We start from the raw sequence: 20941 nt of genomic DNA, 5'->3' as shown, positions 1-20941 counted from the left end.
TTCTTAAATATATGTTTGCATAATTAATTTTTTCCTTTTAATATAAGGTATTTTAAAAAGCTTACTTTATATTTATTCGGAAAATATACTTTTTAAGTGATTTCACCTTTTTTACACGTGTTTAATAAGATAGTTATGTACTTTTAAATTATATAAGTTGCATGATTCGATAAATATTTCTTATTTATTAAGGAGTTTTTATAACTATATTTAAAATTAAAGTAAATTAGTCTATAATCTTTAATATCAAAAGAATTAAGGGGGATTTTTTCACTTATGCTTAAAAAAATTAATAAAATTTTAGTAGCCAATCGTGGTGAAATTGCGATTAGAATATTTAGAGCTTGCTCTGAATTGGGTATAAAAAGCGTTGGGATATATAGCAAAGAAGATAAATATTCTTTATTTAGAACTAAAGCTGATGAATCATATTTAATAGGAGAGGATAAAGGTCCTATTGATGCTTATTTAGATATAGATGGCATAATTGAATTAGCCAAAAGTAAAAATGTAGATGCAATTCATCCTGGTTACGGATTCTTGTCTGAAAATCCAGAGTTTGTAAAAAAATGTGAAGAAAACGGAATAATTTTTATAGGCCCATCGGCTGAAATAATGAATATGATGGGAGATAAAATCAACTCAAAACAAATAGCTAAAGAAGCTAATGTTCCCACTATTCCAGGTATAGATGAGTCAATTAAAAGCATAGAAAGAGCTAAAGAAATAGCTAATAAAATTGGTTATCCTATAATGCTTAAAGCTTCTAATGGCGGTGGCGGACGAGGTATGAGAATTGTATACAGCGAAGATAACTTAAATATAGAATACGAAACTGCATGTAGTGAATCAAGAAAAGCTTTTGGTGAAGATATTATATTTATAGAAAAATATATACCTAATCCAAAACATATAGAAGTTCAAATACTTGGAGATAAGTTTGGAAATATAGTTCATTTATATGAAAGAGATTGTTCAGTTCAAAGAAGACATCAAAAAATAATAGAATATGCTCCAGCATTTTCTCTATCTGATAAACTTAGAGAACAAATATGTACTAATGCTGTAAAAATAGCTAAACATGTTGGCTATGTAAATGCCGGTACATTAGAATTTTTAGTTGATGAAAATGAAAATTTCTACTTTATTGAAATGAATCCAAGAGTTCAAGTTGAACATACTGTAACAGAAATGATTACAGGTATAGACATAGTTCAAAGTCAAATATTAGTAGCTCAAGGATATAAATTAGAAGATGAACCTATAAACATAAAATCACAAGAAGACATACAAGTACGAGGATACTCTATCCAATGTAGAATAACTACAGAAGATCCTAAAAACAACTTTATGCCTGATACTGGCAAAATACAAGTTTATAGAACTGGTTCAGGTTTTGGTATAAGGCTAGATGGAGGAAACGGATTTACAGGCTCTACAATAAGCCCTTACTACGATAGCTTGTTAGTTAAGACAATATCTTGGGATAGAACTTTCAAAGGAGCTATAAACAAAACAGTTCGTTCAATTAAAGAACTTAGAATTAGAGGTGTTAAGACAAATATAGGTTTCTTAGTTAATGTATTAAATAACCCAATTTTCTCACAAGGAAACTGTAGTACAAAATTCATTGATGAAAATCCAGATTTATTTGAAATAAAAGAAAGCAAGGATAGAGGAACTAAGCTACTTCAATTTATAGGAAATACTATAGTAAATGAAAATAAGTGTTCTGAAAAACCCGAGTTTCAAACTATATATACCCCTAAATCAAGCAATACATTTTCTCCAAACGAAGGAAGTAAAATATTATTTGATAAACTAGGTAAAAAAGATTATTTAGAATCTGTAAAAAAAGAGAAAAAACTACTTCTAACAGATACAACTATGAGAGATGCACATCAATCTCTTTTAGCAACAAGACTTAGAAGTTATGACTTACTAAAAGTTGCAACGCCAACAAGTGAACATATGAAAGATTTATTCTCTCTTGAAATGTGGGGAGGAGCAACTTACGACGTAGCATACAGATTCTTAAAAGAATCTCCATGGGTAAGACTTGAAAAATTAAGAAAAGAAATTCCTAACATAATGTTTCAAATGCTATTTAGAGCATCTAATGGAGTTGGCTATAAAAACTATCCCGATAACGTTATAAAGGAATTCTTAAAAGAATCAGCAAATAAAGGAATTGATGTTTTTAGAATATTTGACTCTCTTAACTGGGTTGAAAACATGAAACCATCTATATATACAGCTCTTGAAACTGGTAAAATTGTTGAATCTACAATCTGTTATACAGGAGATATTCTAGATCCAAATAAAACTAAGTATAATTTAGAGTATTACATTAATATGGCTAGACAGTTAGAAGAATTAGGTTCTGACATTATATGCATAAAAGATATGGCAGGCCTTTTAAAACCATACGCTGCCTATACTCTTATAAAAGCATTAAAAGAAAATGTTAATACTCCTATTCACCTACACACTCATGACACAAGTGGTAATGGAGTTGCTACATGCTTAATGGCTTCTGAAGCTGGTGTTGATATTGTTGATGGTGCACTTGAAACAATGGCAGGACTTACTAGTCAGCCTTCATTAAATTCAATTGTAGAAGCTCTTAAAAATACAGAAAGAGATACTAAAATAGATTTATATGGATTTGAAGAATTAGGCAATTACTATAAAGATTTACGTAATGTATACTCAAAATTTGAAAGTGATTTAAAGAATCCATCTGCTGAAATTTATAAATATGAAATTCCAGGTGGTCAATATACAAACTTAAAACCTCAAGCTGACAGTTTAGGTTTATCTGATAAGTTTGATCAAGTAAAAGAAAAATATAAAGAATCTAATGAAATATTAGGTGATATCATTAAAGTTACTCCATCATCTAAAGTTGTAGGAGATTTAGCAATATTTATGGTAAAAAATAAATTAGATAAAAATAATATAGTTTCAGAAGGGAAAAATCTTTCATTCCCAGACTCAGTTGTTGACTATTGTAGGGGTATGATAGGTCAACCTGAAGGAGGAATACCTAAGGATATTCAAAAGGTAGTACTAAAAGGAGAAACTCCTATAATAGTAAGACCTGGAGAATTAATTCCAAGCGAAGATTTTGAATCTGTAAAAAAATATTTGGATGAAAAGTTTAGTATGGATTCTAATGTAAGAAATATATTAAGTTACACACTTTATCCTAATGTCTATGAAGATTATTTAAAACATCTACAGTTATATAATGATATTTCAAAACTTGAAAGTCACGTATATTTTTATGGTTTATCAATAGGGGAAGAATGTGAAGTAGAGATTGAAGAAGGAAAAGTATTAACTATAAAGTTAATAGAAATCGGGGACATAAAAGAGGACGGAAATAGAACTTTATCATTTGAACTAAATGGAATGATGAGAGATATAGAAGTTAGTGATACTCACTATAGTTCAAATATTAAAGATATCTTAAAAGCTGATATGAACAACCCTTTACAAATAGGTGCTAGCATTCCTGGAAAGGTTGTAAATATATTAGTTGAAGAAAATCAAGAAGTTAAAGAAAATCAGCCACTTATTGTTATTGAAGCTATGAAAATGGAAACTGTTATAGTAGCTAAAACAAGTGGATGTGTTAAATCTATTTATGTAAGTCAAGATGAAATGATAAAAGATAAACAATTACTAATAGATATGAAATAAAAAATAAAAAGCTATATCAAATAGACTGCAATCCCGTATAAATATATAAGTTTTACTCCCCAAATCAAAAACATGATTTGAAAGGTCGCTAAAACTTATATATTTATACTCTGCTGATTTATTTGATATAGCTTTTTTATTTTATATTGTGTTGAAGGAGAGTTCTACCTTAAATAAGTCTCCATCTATTTGAACTCCTAATTTACCACCTTGAAGTTGTACTAAGTCTCTAGCAATAGCTAATCCAAGTCCACTTCCCTCTGTATTTCTAGCTAAGTCTCCCCTTTTGAATCTTTCAAGTATTTCGCTTGCTTCAAAGTTTAATTCGTATGCCGATATATTTTTCATGGAAACGAACACTTGATTTCCCTCCACTACCATATCTACATAAACTCTTGTATTTTCATGAGAGTATTTAGATATATTTACTAATAAATTTTCAAACACTCTATACATTCGTCTCCCATCACAATTTATATAAACAGGTTCTTTTGGAATATTTAATTTTAAACTCAAATTAGATTCTATTAATTTTTCTTCATTTTCGCCTATACTTTGTCTTAATAGTTGATTTAAATCCAACCTCTCAATATTAAGATCAATGTTTCCACTACTTGCTTTACTAGCCTCAAACAAATCTTCTATAAGATTTTTTAAACGTTTTGACTTATTGTCTAATATGTTTATATAATCATTTACGTACTCCGGCTGTATATTTTCTTCTTTTTTTATTAAATCAACATAGTTTATTATTGATGTTAAAGGCGTTTTTAAATCATGACTTACATTTGTTATAAGCTCTGTTTTCATTCTTTCACTTTTTAATGTTTCTTCTATTGCATTTTCAAGTCCATCACTTAAGTTATTTATATTTTCTGCAAGAATTGTTAAGCTATTGTTATCTCTTAATCTTATTTTATGATTTATATCTCCATTTTTTATTTTTTCTGTACCTTCTATTATTTCATCAATATAAGCTAATCTGTTTATTGTGTATCCAGTTACAATAAATAAAACTAACGATAGTATAGTTAAAATAAACATAACTATTCTAAATGAAATTGAATAAAATTGTATTTTAAAAAACATAAGTATAAAGGTTGTACACATTAGTATTAATAAATCTAATAAAATTAATCTTTTTATTAAAGGTACTTTTTTACTATAATTAATTGTATTTGTTATTACATTTGTGAAAAATCTCCCAAACCTGTACGTTATACTATTTTTTAAAATGCCAGTCTTTTTATCTAAATTTATAAAGCAGATTATCCAAATAAATACGAAACTTAAAAATATAAACTTTAAAATTACAGACCACCTAGAACTTACGTCTAAAATTGAAAATATACCTAATACTATAAATATAAAAGTATATATTTCTAAAGGTATTTTTGCATATAATTTTAATATTAATCCTTCTTTATTTATAAGTTTTTCTTTATTTTTTATAAGTAAAATTAATGAAATTATCGAACTAATAGCTGATGCTATTAAAACTTTATTTAATTTATTTGATAGATTTTTATAATATTCAAAACTAGAATAATTACCATCAAATAATATACTATTATAACCGTCATTACTACTTTCTTTAGGAAATGACATGCTTATTGTTAAATTATCTTTTGGTACTCCCCAAAATAAATCTCTATTTACTCTATACGAACTTCGTTTGCTATCTATAATTTTAGTATATCTACTCATATCGTTACTAAAATCAATTTCTAAATTAACATATCCTTTTTGGTTTTTTCTAAATTCTTCATTATTTCTATACTTGGTATTACTGTAACTTACTCCAGTTGAATCATTCATAACAAAAAACTTTATATCTTTAAATTCAGATATTGCATTTTTAGCACTCACAATCTCTTCTTCTGAACGCATTTGAGTATTAGATGTAAACATGGTCAAATTATGTAAAATATTTTGAAGTGTAGAATTATCAAACATATCACTTTCAAAAAAGTTTTTTGCATAAATTGAATTAGATTTGCTAACTAAATTACTGGGTCTTGTATATTGATAAGCATCTCCAAATCTTAATTCTTGTAATGATGCTCCAAATATTGCTGTTGAAATTAATAATATGATTAAAGTTATAAACTTTAATATTTTTTTATTTGTCTTTTTCATTTATTCACCCATTTCTTCGCTTGCCTATAATAAATTCATAGCTCTCATAATTTTGTAAAAAATAAAATTTGAAATTGCTAAAATTAAGAATTGTAGACCTAACTGTCCTTCTAAATATGTAAATCCTATTAAAACAGCTCCAACTTGTGTCATGAAGAAAAATATAAGTAAAAGTGCAAAATGCATTACTAACTGTATATTCCATCTTTTAATTTTTAAAATATTATAACTTCTCGATTTTGTATCCAACGCCCCACACCACCTTTAAGTATCTTGGTTCTTTAGGATTAATTTCGATTTTTTCTCTAATTCTCCTAATATGAACACTGACTGTATTTTCTGAGTTAAAACTCTCTTCTTCCCAAACTCTTTCATAAATTTCATCTATTGAAAAAACTCTACCTTTATTGGATATTAAAAGATTTAAAATCTTAAATTCTATAGGCGTAAGTTTAACTAATTCTTCATCAACAAATACTTCTTTACTATTAATATTTAATTTAAGATCTCCACTTTGTAAAATGTCTTTATTTTCTACAGATTCGTAATTTCCTAAATTTATGTATCTTCTGAGTTGCGATTTAGTTCTTGCTATAAGCTCTAATGGATTGAATGGTTTTGTTATATAATCATCTGCTCCAATATTTAATCCAATAATTTTATCACTATCTTCACTTTTTGCAGATACTAATATTATTGGTATATTTTTTTCTTCTCTAATTTTTATGGTAGCTTTTATTCCATCTAATTTAGGCATCATTATATCCATAATTATGAGATGAATATTTTCTGATACTAAAATTTCTAATGCTTCGATACCGTCATAAGCTTTAAATATATTAAATCCTTCATTTCTTAAGTAAATCTCAATCGAGTCTACTATTTCTTTATCATCATCAACAACTAAAATATTGCTCATATACTTACCTCACTTCATTTAATCATCAGTTTTGATTATACAATATCCCGACCTTTCTATCTTTATTTTTTCTATATTTATATAATAAACTATAAATCTTAAGAATTTCTTAACATAAATCTTAAGATTTTCTTACAATTTTATTTCTTTCTAAAAATATCTTCATATATTAGACGAAAAATTATTCAAAAAAGTTTCATTTTTTACAAAAATAACAAAAATTTACTTCGTCCATTGCGTAAAAAAGAGGGCATTTATAACTTATCGTTATAAATGCCCTCTTTTCCTTATTCCCACATAATTTAAATTTCTTAATAACAAATAGAGAGTAATATGTATTGACGCAACACTTACGTACGCAGTACGTCGTGTGAAGGAAATACATATTACTCTCCTATTTATATTTTAAATTTAAACTAAATCTTCTTCTAAATCATGGTGATGATCGTGATCATCTTCTATAACAACACCATCTAAAGCAGCTATGTGTATATTATTCTTTTTAGAGTAATCTATTAAAGCAGCTTTTATAGCTTGTTCTGCTAATACTGAACAGTGCATTTTTACTGGTGGTAATCCATCTAATGCTTCTGCAACAGCTTTATTTGTTATTTCTAAAGCTTCTTCTATAGTTTTACCTTTTATTAATTCTGTAGCCATAGAAGAACTTGCTATAGCTGATCCACATCCGAAAGTCATAAACTTAACATCGTTTATTATTTTAGTGTCATTATCTATATCAAGATATATTCTCATTATATCTCCACATTTAACGTTTCCAACTTCTCCTATTCCACTAGCATCCTCTATTTCTCCAACATTTCTTGGGTTCATGAAATGATCCATAACTTTTTCACTGTATTGCATATTAATTACCTCCCTTTTCTAACTTGTTGTATAATGGTGACATACTTCTTAGTCTCTCTATTATTTTTGGTAAGTTATCTATTATATAATCTATATCTTCTTCTGTTGTAAAATCTCCTATACTAAGTCTTAATGACCCATGAGCTATCTCATGAGGTAGACCCATTGCCATAAGAACGTGAGATGGATCTAATGATCCAGAAGTACAAGCTGATCCACTTGATGCTCCTATACCTAACATATCTAGCATTAATAGTATTCCTTCTCCTTCTATAAACTCAAACGAGAAGTTTACATTTCCTGGAAGTCTGTACTCTAAGCTTCCATTAACTTTTGTATGAGGTATTCTTTTTAGTATACCATCTATAAGTTTAGCTCTTAATGCTGTTAGTCTTTCTATATGCTCTTCCATGTTAGCTTTTGCAAGTTCACATGCTTTTGCATATCCAACTATACCTGGTATATTTTCTGTACCTGCTCTTCTTCTTCTCTCTTGTGCTCCACCATGAACGAATGTGTGTAATTTAACACCAGTTCTTATGTATAAAGCACCTATACCTTTTGGTCCATAAATCTTATGAGATGACATACTCATTAAATCTATATTTAACTCTTTAACATCTATTGGTATATTTCCAGCAGCCTGAACAGCATCTGTGTGGAATATAACATTATGTTTTTTAGCTATTTCCCCTATTTCTTTTATAGGTTGTATAGTACCTACTTCGTTGTTAGCAAACATTATACTTATTAATATAGTTTTATCTGTTATTGCTTTTTCAACATCTTCAGCATTTACTCTACCATCAGCATCTACATCTAAGTATGTTACTTCAAATCCGTGATGCTTTTCTAAATATTCACAAACATGTAATATACCATGATGTTCTATTTTAGAAGTTATTATATGATTTCCTTTAGCCTTGTTTGCAAAAGCAACCCCTTCTATTGCCCAGTTGTCACTTTCTGTTCCACCAGCTGTAAAGTATATTTCATTTGGTTTTGCATTTATAAGATTAGCTACAGTTTCTCTTGATTTATCTAAAACATTCTTTGCATCTCTCCCGAAAGAATGAAAACTTGATGCATTTCCGAAAGTTTCAGTGAAGTAAGGCATCATAGCATCTAATACTTCTTGTTTTACAGGAGTTGTAGCCGAATAATCCATATATATTTTTCTTTTTTCCATTTCATTCATCTCCTAAATCTATTTTATAATTAAATCTGTTATATCATTTATGTTTTTATTTTTATTGTAATCATCTATCATGTTTTGAAGTGTTATTGAATTTATAACATCTTCAATGCCTTTTTTAAGTCTTTCCCAAACAATTTTGGTAACGCATATATCTGAGTTTTCGCATATATCTTCATCTACTACACAATCTGATATTGAAACAGGACCTTCAAGTACTATTAATATATCTCCTACAGTTATATCTTTAGGTTCTTTAACTAATAAATAGCCTCCTTGAGCACCCCTTACACTTTTAATCAATCCAGCTTTTTTAAGTGCTGAAAATATTTGCTCTAAATATTGCTCTGATATATTTTGCTTTTGAGCTATTTGTCTTAATGGAACTGGTCCATTTTTCTGTGTCAACGAAAGCTCAAACATTGCTTTTAGTCCGTATCTACCTTTAGTTGATAACTTCATTTTATACACCTTCTTTTCAAATAGGTATTCCCGACTAACTTACTAGGTTTTATCTTCAAGATTATTTTATTATATCCTAGTGATCTTGTCAACATTAAATTCATACTATTTTCGTAGGAATTAAAAAAAGAGTTAAAACCTTGTGTTTTCAACTCTTTTTATTCTTTACATATAATAAATTACCCACTGACCAACTTCTTTAAACCCTAATTTTTTATAAATTTTTCCGGCATCTTCATTATCATAAAATAGGCATGGCTTCTTTTTTTCGTTTATTAAATTATTACATAACTTGACTATACATTTTGTCGCATACCCCTTATTCCTATACATAGGGTGTGTCCCTACTCCAACTATCATTGCATGTGTAGTACTTTCTGATGTAGATTTTGCCATAGATACAATTTTTTTATCTTTTTCAATGTAATAACCTCTTCCAGTTCTTAAGTTTTCTCTTATACTTTGTATTGTAGGCTTTTGAAATTCATTTATATCTTCATATAAACTAAGTATCTTTCCTATTTTCCCAAATCTTATTTTTTTCACATCACTATCTAATTTATGTTCTTTTAGATAGCTTATATTTTTCAACACACAAAAGTTAACAATTCTTTTTCTATTATAATTAATATACGGCTCTATGTATTTTAAAGTTTCTATTTTCCCATTTATGTTGCTAAACGGTAAGCTATTTATATGCTCAATAAAGCAAGTTAAATCTCTATTATCATAAGAATACAGCGTTAATAAATCAAAATATTGTATAAGTAGTCCATTTATATCCCCCACTGTATTAAAATCTCCCCATATATTAAAGAATTGATTGTCATATCCATATCTTTCAATATCTCCTATTACAAATAAATTAAAATCTTCTTCTCTTATTAAGTATTCAATAATTTGATCATGGTAACATTCATCTAACTTTAGAATCATTTTATCCTCCGACATATAAGTTTAATGCTAAATAATATGTTATTAGTTATTTATTTATTCTTTTTTATAAGGCTTTTTTCCTTCATTAAATTAGTTATTATTTTATAATTATATCAAATTAAAACAAAATTTTATTTTTATATCCAAATTACTTGAAAATATATTTTCATAGTGATATATTAGTTTTAATAATTTCAGAAAGAAGGGTTAATTATGACTGTATTAGATGTCTTTGTTAAAAATTTATGTGGAACATTTAATAACGATGAGCAAATAGAATCTGAATTAAAAAAAGGTGAGGTAAAACATCCTTATGCAAAACATATAAATGGTATATGTAATGATAAAATTAAAAATTTACCGAAAGATTTTAAAAATTACTTTGTTATAGAAGAAAGTTATTATAAACAAGGTAATTTCAGCAACATATTACCTCATTTATTTTTATTTACACTAAATGAAGATAATAAGGTTGTATTAACATCATACGAATTACCTGAAGGTGTTAAAAAAGAAGATTTTAGAAATGATAATGAATCCTTAACAATGGATTATAATGATTTAATTGTATCTGAAAAGTTTACACCTATGGTCTATGATGAGTCTGATGGAGTATTTACTGGAGAAAGTATTAGTCATTTTTCACCTATAACTAAGTTTGAACTAAAAGAAAGAATAGAAGACTCTACATTATATGTAAGTGAAGTTTTTTATAAAAATGATAAGATAACTTTTGGATTTGTTGATCCAATAATATATAAAAGAATATAATAAAAAGGTATAGTTTCCGTACTATACCTTTTTTCATTTTAACTAACTATTTTTATTCTTTAAAGATTTCCAATACTGTTCAAATGATTTTTCATTTTTATTTAATCCATGAGTATAATATTTTCTATCCTTTATAGGCTCAGGCAAATACTGTTGATCTACGTAATTATTTTCATAATCATGAGGATATTTATATTCGAGTCCTCTACCTAGCTTAGCTGCCCCTGAATAATGAGCATCTTTTAAGTGCATAGGTATATCTCCCGTTTCTACAGTATCTAAGTCCGCTAATGCTAAATCTATAGCACTTATTACTGAATTTGATTTTGGACACTGAGCTAAGTATATTGTAGCTTGTGCAAGAGGAATTCTCGCTTCTGGAAACCCTAGTTGAAGAGCTGCTGAAACACAAGCTTCAGTTATGGTTATAGCTTGAGGAACAGCAAGACCTACATCCTCACTTGCAACGCACAATAATCTTCTTGTTATTCCTTGTATATCTCCTGCTTTTACAAGCCTTGCTAAGTAATGTATAGCTGCATCTGCATCTGAACCTCTAAGCGATTTATGAAATGCAGATAGTATAGAGTATCCATCATCGCCACCTCTATCAAAATTCATCATTTTTACAGTTGAACAATCCATAACATTTTCTAGTGTTATATTTACACTATTATTTGTTATATCTGTTCCTAAATTTATAACTAACTCTAGCTTATTCAATGCACTTCTCATATCGCCATTGCAAGTTTGAGCAATATACTCTAATGCATTTTCGTCAACATTTACAATCTCATATGTATTAAGTTTTTTAATTTTTTCTACAGATTTTTTTAAGCCTACAAATATATCATTTTTATTTATTGGTTTAAATTCGAATATAGTACTTCTACTTAATATAGCTTTATATACTACAAAATATGGATTGTCAGCTGTACTTGCTATTAATGTAACTGATCCATCCTCTATAACTTCAAGAAGTGATTGTTGTTGCTTTCTATTTAAAGCTTGTATCTCATCTAGCATTAAAATTATTCCGTTATACGAAAATAAATCTCTCTTACTACTATCTATAGCATCTTTAATTTCTTTAGTTCCACAGTTAACTGCGTTCAACTTTATATATTTTTTACCCGTTACATTAGCTATTATATTGGCTAATGTCGTTTTTCCCGTACCAGGAGGACCATATAAAATCATATTTGGAATAGTTTTATTCTCAATAAGTTTATTTATAATTTTTCCTTTTCCTATTATGTGTGTTTGTCCTATCATGTCATCTATTTGTTGAGGTCTTAATCTATCAGCTAATGGTTGCATTTTTACCTCCTAACTTTATATGTAAAATTGTATATAAATAAAAATCTAGTTCTTTTTTACTTACATTATTATACTACCTTTCAAATTTTATTTCATCTATAGTACTTTTACTATAATATCATTTTTTCTAATCAAGCCTTATCTTAGGAATAAATTTTATTTTAAATTAGTATATTTATAGTATATGTGATTGTTGAAAGGGGATATTTTATGCAATATATGAATATGAATGCAATTAGAGAGAAAGGGCAACTCTCTATAAATGGAGTTGGAACTGTTAGGGTTAAAGCTGACTTAGCTTTATTGACAGTCGGTGTAACCACATCTAATCCTGATGTTCAAGTAGCTCAGGTTGAAAATTCAAATACTGTAAATGCTATTATAATTAGTTTAACTGACTATGGTATTCCAAAAGAAAATATAAATGCTTATGATGTTTCTATAAACAAAAAATATGACAATGTAACAAATGAACTTGTTGCTTATGAAATTACCACTACTTTAAGAATCGAAATTACTAATCTAAATAAATTAGGAGATATTTACTCTTTAGCTATAGAAAATGGTGCTAATAGTAATATTAATATTTCATTTACTGTATCTGATACATCTCCTCACTATAAAGATGCTCTTTTAGCTGCAACCCAAGATGCATTGGATAAAGGCGCATTATTAGCTAAAAACCTTGGTATAAAATTAAAACCCTTACCTGAAAGTATTTTTGAAAATAGTACTTCAATTTATTCTGTAAGTAAAAGAGACGTTGGATATGCAAGCTCTCCTTATCTTTCATCAGGGGATTTAATAGTTACAGCTCAAGTAACAGTTGTTTTTAATACTTATATCTAGACATAAAAAAAGCTGCTCTAAAAGCAGCTTTTTATACTATACAATTTTCTATTTGAACTATATGATCACCACAATGCTCACATATTATTAGGCTTACTATATAACTATCATCTACTGTTCCAGTTCTGCTTAACTTATTAAATGATAGGCCCTCATATTCCTTATCTATATCACTAATTACATATTTACCATCTTTTGAAAATACATAAAAATGATATTCTAAAAATCCAAAGAATTTTTGTTTTTCTTTAACTCCAGCTAAACACTCTGGACAAGCTTCTTGGTAGTATTCTAAATCAAAATCAATATTTTCATCTTGATTTAATAATCTTAAAACCTCATCTAAACCTATATTAGATACTGGCTTTTCCTCATCATTTATTAGCCCACTACAGTTGCTTTCATTTAGTTCATACTCTTTTTCTCTAAATTTAAATTTAAAATTACTCATAATACACCTCTTTTACTTTATATTCATTGGAGTTTCTTGCTTTTTAGTTGTTTCATATTCATCTTTAGTTATATATCCTAATTCTTGCATTTTATATAAAATTATATCTCGTCTTTTTTTAGCCGCTTCATAATCTGTGGAGTATAGTCCTGGATTATTTGTTATCCCAGCCAATAAAGCGCATTCACCTAAATTAAGTTCACTTACATTTTTATCAAAATAGATTTTGGCTCCTTTTGCAACTCCATATGAACTTTTTCCTAAATATATATTATTTAAATAAAGTTCTAATATTTCTCGTTTGTTCATATGTTTATTCATTTGCTTAGCATTATACATGTCTTTAAGTTTTCTTTTTATAGTTTGGTCTGTAGTAGTTAAAAGATTCTTTGAAAGTTGCATTTCAATTGTACTTCCACCTTGTGTAGATTTACTTATAGCATTGTGTACAATCGACCTCGCTAAAGCCATATAATCTACACCTTTATTATCATAAAATCGTTCATCTTCTATAGAAACTATTGCATTTTGCAAATTCACAGGAATTTTACTTATACTCACATATTCACTACTTATTGATTTATCCTTCATATATGAGTATGTAAGTTCAGGAGTATTTTTAAACATTACATTCATTAATGCATTTCCAGCTATAGCTCCTACAAATGATATTATAAGTAAAAATATTAAGGATTTTTTTAGTACGCCTAAAAACTTTTTATTTCTTAATTTCTTTTTAGCTCTTACTTTTTCAACTCTTTTACCACTACTTGTATATTCTTTTCTATTATCATAATTAATACTATTCTCAGCTCTATTTATGTTATTTTTTTTAATAACTTGAGTTTTTGAGTTTCCATTATGAGAGCTAATTTTTTTACGCCTTATTTTATTATTTCCATCATCATAATAACTCATTTTTTTCTCTCCTTTTTAAATATATGAGTAATTATACCTTTTTATGCCAAATAAATCAAAACTTTAATTGTATATAGTTTTGTGTTTTTTTGTGCTTATTATTTAAAATTATTTTATATAAATTTTGAAATTTTTGTGTAAACTTGATTTTTTAGGGTATAATAAATCTGAACAAAATTTTAGGAGGTATTTATTATGGCTTACAAAATAAATGATGCTTGCATAAGTTGTGGAGCATGTGAACCAGAATGTCCAGTTAGTTGTATATCTGCAGGAGATGACAAATACGTTATAGATCCTGATGTATGTATAGAGTGTGGAACTTGTAACAGCGTATGTCCTGTTGACGCTCCTCAACCAGAATAATACATAAATAAAATAGACAAAAAAAAGAAAAGCTCTTAGCTTTTCTTTTTTTTGTCTATTTTCAAATGCAAAATTCAATTTGATTTATTTTATACTTTTTTGTCGAAAATTGTTGACATATTTGTCGAATCTTGTTATTATTATTTCAGAAGGTTATTCCCCTGATAACCTTAAAATTTTTACTCCCCAAATAAAATATATTCCCTAATAAACCCCTTTTTATAATATATTTTACCCCTTTAAAAGCCTTACTTTGATCGGTATGAAAGTAAGGCTATTATTTTATTTACTTCCTTAAAAGCCTCAGATTTTTTCTCTATATATTCATAACAATAACCTTTATATATATTATATTTTCTACTTTCCTTATTAACTCTTATAGTTTTTATATTCCAATAACCTGAATCCTCACTAACTATAATTTGTATAGTAGTATTGTCATTGTTCCTTCTTGTAAAATAATGATTTTCATCACTACCTTCGTATTTCCAATCTAAGTTTTCATTTATACACTTAATATCATTGATTATATCTGATACATTTTCATATCGGTCTTCTGGACTTACATTTATGCACTTTTCAATTATGTTTATCATGTCCTTAGGTACATGAGGTAAATATTTATTTCGTTTAGGGAATTTTCCACATGCTGACGCTACTTTAACCATGTTTATATCCTTATATTTTTTTAATTGATTATTATATTCTAAGTTTCCATTACACATTCTATACAAAGTTGTACCTATTTGATATATATCAACTCTTCTATCTATAACAGTACTCTTGCATTGTTCTGGAGCTATATGTTTATAATAAACATTTCTTAACTTTCCAACTCCATTTCTATTTAAATATACAGCTGACCCAAAATCAGTTAGTACAGCTTTATTTTCATTGCTTATAAGTATATTATTTGGTTTTATATCACAGTGTGCAATTCCTATATTGTGTATATATTCAACAGCATATAAAAAATCTAGTGCATAATTTTTTATTTCTCTTATCGTTAAATTTCTTGTTTCTAACAAATGGTATAGTGACCCATTTTTATAATAAGGCATCGTTATATATATATTTTCATCATCATATGATACATGATTTATTTTTATTATATTCGGATGATTTGCTTTACATATTTTTTTTGGCTCTTCAAAACATTTTTCTGGATTTTTAAAAGATGATTTTTTTATTTTTTTCAATATGAATTGTCTCCCCATCTGACTATCTTCAACTAAATATAATTTTGAATTAACCCCTTCAGATTTTAAAGGTTTTATTATTTTTAAGTCTATATTAGTAATTATATCCATAATATAGTATCACCACCTAAAAACGCTCCTATCATAACCCCCATTACTGTCACTCCTAACTCTGCATTTTTATGACTTATATATACTATGATTTTTAAGTATAAATAAACACTAAAAAAGCAAATTCAATTTTGTATACTTAAAAAACCCTTATACTTATTTTAGTAAGTATAAGGGTTTTTTGTTACTTATTTAGTTCAAGAAATAATTTTGCAGTAGCTAGTGTATCACTATCTGCTCTATGTGCATTTTTATTTTCTATATTATAGTACTCACACGCAGTTTCTAATTTTTTATTTTTCCCTTTATATTCTTTGTTCTGCTTTAAAAGCTCTAAAGTACATATATGATTATTAATAGGCTCTAGACCCATTTTGTCTAAATAAAAATTCAAGAACTTTAAATCAAATTTAGCATTATGTGCAATTATTGTTTTTTCACCTACATATTCTCTAAACTTAGGTAAAACTTCTTCTAAACTTTTTTCATTTTCTACCATTTCATTACTTATGTTAGTTATATCACTTATAAATGTAGGAATTATTCCATTAGGTTTTATTAATCTTGAATAATTTCTACCTATTTTATTATCTATAATTTCAGTTACACCAATCTCTATAATCTCGCAACCTTTGTATGGATCTAAACCAGTAGTTTCTAAATCTACTACAATAAATTCTTTTTTCATATAAAACCTCTCACCTTCATATAGTTATATGTATAATTATATCAAATTTTAGCATATATTAAAAAAGAAAAAGCAATAACAAATTATGTTAATGCTTTTTCTTTTCATATTTATAAATTAATTCTTGTCCTTTTTCATATTTTTAATATCAAAAACTGATTTTACAATTTATTTAAATCCTTTTTTAGGAATTTTAGGACTTTCTAAAAATACTAATCCATTTCCTTGAACCTTTTTATCATAACTTAAGTCTAAAGTAAACTTAATAAGTTGTGCATATATTTCTGACTCGCTTAGTTCTCTTTCAAACGCTCCATCTGAGTAGTTCTTTATAAGCGCTAGTGCTCCACTAACATGAGGGGCCGCCATACTTGTTCCATCTAAAATTGCATACGAGTTATTTTTATAAGTAGACAAAATTCCTACCCCTGGTGCCATTACGTCTAGATAATTATTACTATTTGAAAAATATGCAGGCTTAGCATTCTCATCTACAGCTCCAACTGAAATAACTTCACTATATGCAGCTGGATAAGAGTATTCATTTGTAGATGAGTTATTATCTCCATCATTTCCTGCTGCACAGACCACTAATATATTATTGCTTGCAGCTTTTCTTATAGCTTTATGAAGATTTTCATCATCAATATATCCACCTAATGACATGCTTATAACATCTACCTTCTTACTTGTAGCATAATTAATAGCATTTATTATCCACTTATACTCACCTTCTCCATCTCCATTTAAAGCCTTTAAAATCATAAGACTACATTCAGGCGCAACACTAAGAACAATTCCAGCGACATGAGTTCCATGGCCTATATAATCATTAGCTATATCTTTATTTGAGTTATCATCTTTTGTAAAGTTTCTTGTGTGCGCTATATTATTTTTTAGTGCTTTATGATCAACATCACAACCAGTGTCTATAATAGCTACCGTAATTCCTTTTCCGCGGTTTGATTTAGCCCAAAATTTATCAGCTCTAATCATTTTGACCCCATAGGAAACTATTTTAGTCTCTCTACTAACTTCATTTACTTTATATGGAAGCAATTTCATTTTGCTCATCTAATACAACTCCTTTGATAACATTCATACTGAATTATATACAATTTAAAGTTATATTGTGATAAGGCAAAAACGCAAAAAATGTCCTAAGGTTTAATCCTTAAGACATTTTTATTCTTTAAATTTATTTTTTATCAGCTATTAGTTCTTTTATAGCTCCTATGCTTCCAAGTAATCCTTGTGATTCATACGGAATGAATACTTTATTTTCACCTTTAGCCATTTCGCTTAATGCTTCTACATATTTAACAGATAACATTGCTTCATCAACATTAGCATTTTTAAGAGCTTCATATACCATTCTAACTCTATTTGCTTCTGCTTCTGCAATTTTATTGATTGCTTCTGCTTCCCCTTCTGCAATTCTAATTTGAGATTCCCTCTTAGCTTCTGCATGAAGTATAGCAGTTTGCTTTTCTCCTTCTGCCTTTAATATTTGAGATTCTTTATGTCCTTGTGCCTGAGTTATAGCTGATTGTTTTGTACCTTCTGCTTGAAGTATAACTGCACGTTTCTCTCTCTCTGCTCTCATTTGTTTTTCCATTGCTTCTTTTATATCCGCTGGAAGATCTATGTTTTTAATTTCAACTCTTTCTACTCTTACTCCCCATTTATCAGTAGCTTCATCAAGTATTATTCTAAGTTTATTATTTACATCATCTCTCGAAGATAGCGTTCTGTCTAGTTCCATAGTTCCTATTACATCCCTTAATGTAGTAGTTGTTAAATATCTTATAGCTTGAACTAAATTAGCTATTTCATAAGTTGCCTTAAAAGAATCTGTAATTTGATAATACACAACTGTATCAATTGACATTGTAACGTTGTCTTTAGTTATAACAGGTTGTGGTGGAGAATCTATAACTTGAGTTCTAAGATCTATTTTTTTAACAACTCTATCTAATATAGGAATAACTATATTTAATCCAGATTCACAAGTTTTCCAATACTTACCTAATCTTTCTACTATAATAACTTCTGATTGTTTTACTATTTTAATAGTAGAAAAAGCTAAAACTATAACTAATACTATTAAAACTGTAAAGAATATTGATGCAAACATTTAAAACCCTCCCTTATGCAATTTTTACAATTAATTTTACCCCATCTATTTTTTCAACAACTACATTGGCATCTTTAGGTATTTCTATTGAATTAACTGATGTTGCAGTCCAAACTTCTCCATTTAATTTTACTAATCCAGGTTCGTCTGAGCTAATATTTTTTACTACTACACCAGTTTTTCCTATTAAAGCATCTATGGTAGATGGTTTTATTTCTTTATTTACCTCAAAGTATCTCTGAAGTACACTTCTACCAAATATAATTCCTATCCCTGAAACAATACACATTATTACGATTTGTGCACCCCAAGAAGGTATTATAAATGATGCTAACCCTGCTATAAGGCAGCCTATGGCGAAAAATATAGATAGAAAACTTACTGTAACAGCTTCAATTATAAGTAATACTATCCCTATTATAATCCATATTAAAAACATTAAATCTCCCTCCTTAAGTATACTATACCCTATTTTAATTACCTTTGTAATTATAGTATATGCTTTGTAGCCTTATTGTAACTACTTAAATGTTTTTTATTACCTCTTTTTCATTTTTGCTTATATCTATATTTTTTATCTCTTTGTTTTCTTTTCCTTCTCTGATAAGCTCCCCTTTAGTTATTATTTCATCTTTTATACAAACCTCAATCTTTGTTCCATTTAATAAATAATATGTGCCTATTCCACTCTTTTTATCATCTTTCCATTCCCCTATATATCTATAACTTTCACATGTATAAGTTCCAACTCCGGATTTTTTTCCATCTTTATATTCTCCTTCGTAAACTGAATTATCTTTATATACATATAGCCCTTTTTCATCAAATTTATCATCCTTAAAATAACCTTTATAACTTTCTCCATTTCTATACTTTAATATACCATAACCTTTTTTATATCCATATTTAAATTCACCTTCATATATATCTCCAGATTCATTAGTATGTACACCTTTTCCATGATATACATTATTTTTAAATTCACCTACATATTTACTTCCATCAGCATATGAGTAACTTCCTTTTCCATTTAATTTGTCTTCTTTATATTCACCTTCAAATACTCCTCCGTTATTACATACATACTTGCCTTTTCCTTCTCTTAATCCATCGTTAAAAGTGCCCGAAAACTTATCTCCATTATTATATATAACAAGTCCTTTTCCTTCTCTTTTTCCATTTCTAAACTCACCTTTGTAAATATCCTTATTTACAAAAGTATACATTCCTATGCCCTCTATAGTTCCAAATTTAAAATCCCCACTATAAATAGAACCATCACTATAAATATACTTTCCTATGCTATGCATCAAATCTTCTTTCCATAAACCTTCATATCTATCCTTATTTGCAAAAATGCAAATTCCAAATCCGCTTCTTTTTCCGTCCACTAACTCCCCTTTATATGTATCTCCATTATCATATTTTAAAATTTCATATTTATCATCTTTATTACTTATTTTGGTACTTTTAGCTGAGTTATTAATCTCGTCAGTTTGATTTCTTTTAATACCTCTATATCCACCTCTCAAATTATTTGTTTTTTCACTATATCCGTTGATACTTTTTCTTTGTTTATTTTTTCTAAATTCTAAAATAAACAATAATAACTTAATTCCCATAAATGCCATTGATAAAGTAATAAATATAACAAATACCATTTCAAAATAACTTTTTATACCTTCCATACATAGTCCTCCTTATATTCTTATAATATAAGTTTATATATACAAGTCCAAAAAAATGATTTTATTTATACGACAGAAGATAATGAATTTTTTAACAAAAATTCACTTCGTTCATATCGCTAACGACTACGTCCGTTGCTTAAAAAGCTTTTTTACTCTAAGTGGCATGCAATTTAATGTATATATATTAATCCATTAGGTCTTGTCTAATATAATT

The 20941-nt window shown here is 27.7% G+C and carries 20 protein-coding genes; 4 read left to right on the top strand and 16 right to left on the bottom strand.

Annotated elements, in window-relative coordinates:
* Positions 1 to 276: 276 nt before the first annotated feature.
* Complete coding sequence (locus KXZ80_RS03935; protein WP_021432173.1) at positions 277 to 3708, top strand: pyruvate carboxylase; 3432 nt, start codon at positions 277 to 279, stop codon at positions 3706 to 3708.
* Between the two features lie 141 nt (positions 3709 to 3849).
* Here KXZ80_RS03935 and KXZ80_RS03930 read toward each other — a convergent pair whose 3' ends face one another.
* The 7 genes from KXZ80_RS03930 to KXZ80_RS03900 form a co-directional block, all read right to left on the bottom strand.
* On the bottom strand, positions 3850 to 5847 hold the full coding sequence (locus KXZ80_RS03930; protein ID WP_021432172.1) for a HAMP domain-containing sensor histidine kinase: 1998 nt from the start codon (positions 5845 to 5847) through the stop codon (positions 3850 to 3852).
* A gap of 24 nt (positions 5848 to 5871) precedes the next feature.
* Positions 5872 to 6096 carry a hypothetical protein gene (locus tag KXZ80_RS03925; RefSeq protein ID WP_021432171.1) on the bottom strand — a complete coding sequence of 75 codons (225 nt, stop codon included), beginning with the start codon at positions 6094 to 6096 and terminating at the stop codon, positions 5872 to 5874.
* A complete protein-coding gene (locus KXZ80_RS03920) occupies positions 6071 to 6766 on the bottom strand; it encodes a response regulator transcription factor (protein ID WP_021432170.1) in 696 nt (231 codons plus the stop codon). The genes KXZ80_RS03925 and KXZ80_RS03920 overlap by 26 nt, the downstream gene beginning before the upstream one ends.
* 411 nt (positions 6767 to 7177) lie before the next feature.
* Entirely contained in the window at positions 7178 to 7633 is a 456-nt protein-coding gene (nifU, locus tag KXZ80_RS03915; protein WP_021429900.1) for a Fe-S cluster assembly scaffold protein NifU, read from the bottom strand.
* A 1-nt stretch (position 7634) separates the two neighbouring features.
* Positions 7635 to 8822, bottom strand: a complete 1188-nt coding sequence (nifS, locus tag KXZ80_RS03910; protein WP_021432169.1) for a cysteine desulfurase NifS — start codon at positions 8820 to 8822, stop codon at positions 7635 to 7637.
* A gap of 18 nt (positions 8823 to 8840) precedes the next feature.
* Positions 8841 to 9290 carry an RrF2 family transcriptional regulator gene (locus tag KXZ80_RS03905; protein WP_021432168.1) on the bottom strand — a complete coding sequence of 150 codons (450 nt, stop codon included), beginning with the start codon at positions 9288 to 9290 and terminating at the stop codon, positions 8841 to 8843.
* Between the two features lie 165 nt (positions 9291 to 9455).
* Positions 9456 to 10226, bottom strand: a complete 771-nt coding sequence (locus KXZ80_RS03900; RefSeq protein WP_021432167.1) for a GNAT family N-acetyltransferase — start codon at positions 10224 to 10226, stop codon at positions 9456 to 9458.
* Between the two features lie 213 nt (positions 10227 to 10439).
* Here KXZ80_RS03900 and KXZ80_RS03895 point away from each other — a divergent pair, with 213 nt between their 5' ends.
* A complete protein-coding gene (locus KXZ80_RS03895) occupies positions 10440 to 10997 on the top strand; it encodes a hypothetical protein (RefSeq protein ID WP_021432166.1) in 558 nt (185 codons plus the stop codon).
* Positions 10998 to 11039: 42 nt separating this feature from the next.
* Here KXZ80_RS03895 and KXZ80_RS03890 read toward each other — a convergent pair whose 3' ends face one another.
* Positions 11040 to 12317: a replication-associated recombination protein A gene (locus KXZ80_RS03890; RefSeq protein ID WP_021432165.1), complete on the bottom strand. Its 1278-nt coding sequence runs from the start codon at positions 12315 to 12317 to the stop codon at positions 11040 to 11042.
* 210 nt (positions 12318 to 12527) lie between these two features.
* Between KXZ80_RS03890 and KXZ80_RS03885 the strand changes: the two genes are divergently transcribed.
* Entirely contained in the window at positions 12528 to 13166 is a 639-nt protein-coding gene (locus KXZ80_RS03885; RefSeq protein WP_021432164.1) for an SIMPL domain-containing protein, read from the top strand.
* A 31-nt stretch (positions 13167 to 13197) separates the two neighbouring features.
* Here the strand turns inward: KXZ80_RS03885 and KXZ80_RS03880 are convergent, their stop codons facing one another.
* The gene (locus KXZ80_RS03880) at positions 13198 to 13617 is read right to left on the bottom strand and encodes a DUF3785 family protein (protein WP_021432163.1); all 420 of its coding nucleotides are present in this window, start codon (positions 13615 to 13617) and stop codon (positions 13198 to 13200) included.
* 12 nt (positions 13618 to 13629) lie between these two features.
* Complete coding sequence (locus KXZ80_RS03875; protein ID WP_021432162.1) at positions 13630 to 14535, bottom strand: transglycosylase domain-containing protein; 906 nt, start codon at positions 14533 to 14535, stop codon at positions 13630 to 13632.
* A 195-nt stretch (positions 14536 to 14730) separates the two neighbouring features.
* Between KXZ80_RS03875 and KXZ80_RS03870 the strand changes: the two genes are divergently transcribed.
* On the top strand, positions 14731 to 14901 hold the full coding sequence (locus KXZ80_RS03870; protein ID WP_021429849.1) for a 4Fe-4S binding protein: 171 nt from the start codon (positions 14731 to 14733) through the stop codon (positions 14899 to 14901).
* Between the two features lie 248 nt (positions 14902 to 15149).
* Here the strand turns inward: KXZ80_RS03870 and KXZ80_RS03865 are convergent, their stop codons facing one another.
* The 6 genes from KXZ80_RS03865 to KXZ80_RS03840 all read right to left on the bottom strand — a co-directional run bounded on the left by KXZ80_RS03865 (position 15150) and on the right by KXZ80_RS03840 (position 20724).
* Positions 15150 to 16211 carry a serine/threonine-protein kinase gene (locus KXZ80_RS03865; protein ID WP_021432161.1) on the bottom strand — a complete coding sequence of 354 codons (1062 nt, stop codon included), beginning with the start codon at positions 16209 to 16211 and terminating at the stop codon, positions 15150 to 15152.
* Between the two features lie 184 nt (positions 16212 to 16395).
* Complete coding sequence (locus KXZ80_RS03860) at positions 16396 to 16899, bottom strand: 3'-5' exonuclease (RefSeq protein WP_021429918.1); 504 nt, start codon at positions 16897 to 16899, stop codon at positions 16396 to 16398.
* Positions 16900 to 17067: 168 nt separating this feature from the next.
* On the bottom strand, positions 17068 to 17973 hold the full coding sequence (locus tag KXZ80_RS03855; RefSeq protein WP_021432160.1) for a S8 family peptidase: 906 nt from the start codon (positions 17971 to 17973) through the stop codon (positions 17068 to 17070).
* A gap of 124 nt (positions 17974 to 18097) precedes the next feature.
* The gene (locus tag KXZ80_RS03850; protein ID WP_021432159.1) at positions 18098 to 19036 is read right to left on the bottom strand and encodes an SPFH domain-containing protein; all 939 of its coding nucleotides are present in this window, start codon (positions 19034 to 19036) and stop codon (positions 18098 to 18100) included.
* Positions 19037 to 19049: 13 nt separating this feature from the next.
* Entirely contained in the window at positions 19050 to 19475 is a 426-nt protein-coding gene (locus tag KXZ80_RS03845) for an NfeD family protein (protein WP_021432158.1), read from the bottom strand.
* Between the two features lie 85 nt (positions 19476 to 19560).
* Entirely contained in the window at positions 19561 to 20724 is a 1164-nt protein-coding gene (locus tag KXZ80_RS03840) for an MORN repeat family protein (RefSeq protein WP_021432157.1), read from the bottom strand.
* Positions 20725 to 20941: the final 217 nt, after the last annotated feature.

The sequence above is a fragment of the Paraclostridium bifermentans genome (genome assembly GCF_019916025.1).
GTDB lineage: Bacteria > Bacillota > Clostridia > Peptostreptococcales > Peptostreptococcaceae > Paraclostridium > Paraclostridium bifermentans.
The sequence above is the reverse complement of the archived record's forward strand: the minus strand, read 5'-3'. Positions and strand labels throughout refer to the sequence as shown.

What these genes read in the sequence shown, in the direction of transcription:
- KXZ80_RS03890 (WP_021432165.1), bottom strand. Translation starts at nt 12,317, where the DNA reads ATGCAACCATTAGCTGATAGATTAAGACCTCAACAAATAGATGACATG.
- nifS (WP_021432169.1), bottom strand. Translation starts at nt 8,822, where the DNA reads ATGGAAAAAAGAAAAATATATATGGATTATTCGGCTACAACTCCTGTA.
- KXZ80_RS03840 (WP_021432157.1), bottom strand. Translation starts at nt 20,724, where the DNA reads ATGGAAGGTATAAAAAGTTATTTTGAAATGGTATTTGTTATATTTATT.
- KXZ80_RS03855 (WP_021432160.1), bottom strand. Translation starts at nt 17,973, where the DNA reads ATGAGCAAAATGAAATTGCTTCCATATAAAGTAAATGAAGTTAGTAGA.
- KXZ80_RS03920 (WP_021432170.1), bottom strand. Translation starts at nt 6,766, where the DNA reads ATGAGCAATATTTTAGTTGTTGATGATGATAAAGAAATAGTAGACTCG.
- KXZ80_RS03900 (WP_021432167.1), bottom strand. Translation starts at nt 10,226, where the DNA reads ATGATTCTAAAGTTAGATGAATGTTACCATGATCAAATTATTGAATAC.
- KXZ80_RS03850 (WP_021432159.1), bottom strand. Translation starts at nt 19,036, where the DNA reads ATGTTTGCATCAATATTCTTTACAGTTTTAATAGTATTAGTTATAGTT.
- KXZ80_RS03895 (WP_021432166.1), top strand. Translation starts at nt 10,440, where the DNA reads ATGACTGTATTAGATGTCTTTGTTAAAAATTTATGTGGAACATTTAAT.
- KXZ80_RS03845 (WP_021432158.1), bottom strand. Translation starts at nt 19,475, where the DNA reads ATGTTTTTAATATGGATTATAATAGGGATAGTATTACTTATAATTGAA.
- KXZ80_RS03930 (WP_021432172.1), bottom strand. Translation starts at nt 5,847, where the DNA reads ATGAAAAAGACAAATAAAAAAATATTAAAGTTTATAACTTTAATCATA.
- KXZ80_RS03885 (WP_021432164.1), top strand. Translation starts at nt 12,528, where the DNA reads ATGCAATATATGAATATGAATGCAATTAGAGAGAAAGGGCAACTCTCT.
- KXZ80_RS03875 (WP_021432162.1), bottom strand. Translation starts at nt 14,535, where the DNA reads ATGAGTTATTATGATGATGGAAATAATAAAATAAGGCGTAAAAAAATT.
- KXZ80_RS03865 (WP_021432161.1), bottom strand. Translation starts at nt 16,211, where the DNA reads ATGGATATAATTACTAATATAGACTTAAAAATAATAAAACCTTTAAAA.
- nifU (WP_021429900.1), bottom strand. Translation starts at nt 7,633, where the DNA reads ATGCAATACAGTGAAAAAGTTATGGATCATTTCATGAACCCAAGAAAT.
- KXZ80_RS03935 (WP_021432173.1), top strand. Translation starts at nt 277, where the DNA reads ATGCTTAAAAAAATTAATAAAATTTTAGTAGCCAATCGTGGTGAAATT.
- KXZ80_RS03860 (WP_021429918.1), bottom strand. Translation starts at nt 16,899, where the DNA reads ATGAAAAAAGAATTTATTGTAGTAGATTTAGAAACTACTGGTTTAGAT.
- KXZ80_RS03870 (WP_021429849.1), top strand. Translation starts at nt 14,731, where the DNA reads ATGGCTTACAAAATAAATGATGCTTGCATAAGTTGTGGAGCATGTGAA.
- KXZ80_RS03880 (WP_021432163.1), bottom strand. Translation starts at nt 13,617, where the DNA reads ATGAGTAATTTTAAATTTAAATTTAGAGAAAAAGAGTATGAACTAAAT.
- KXZ80_RS03905 (WP_021432168.1), bottom strand. Translation starts at nt 9,290, where the DNA reads ATGAAGTTATCAACTAAAGGTAGATACGGACTAAAAGCAATGTTTGAG.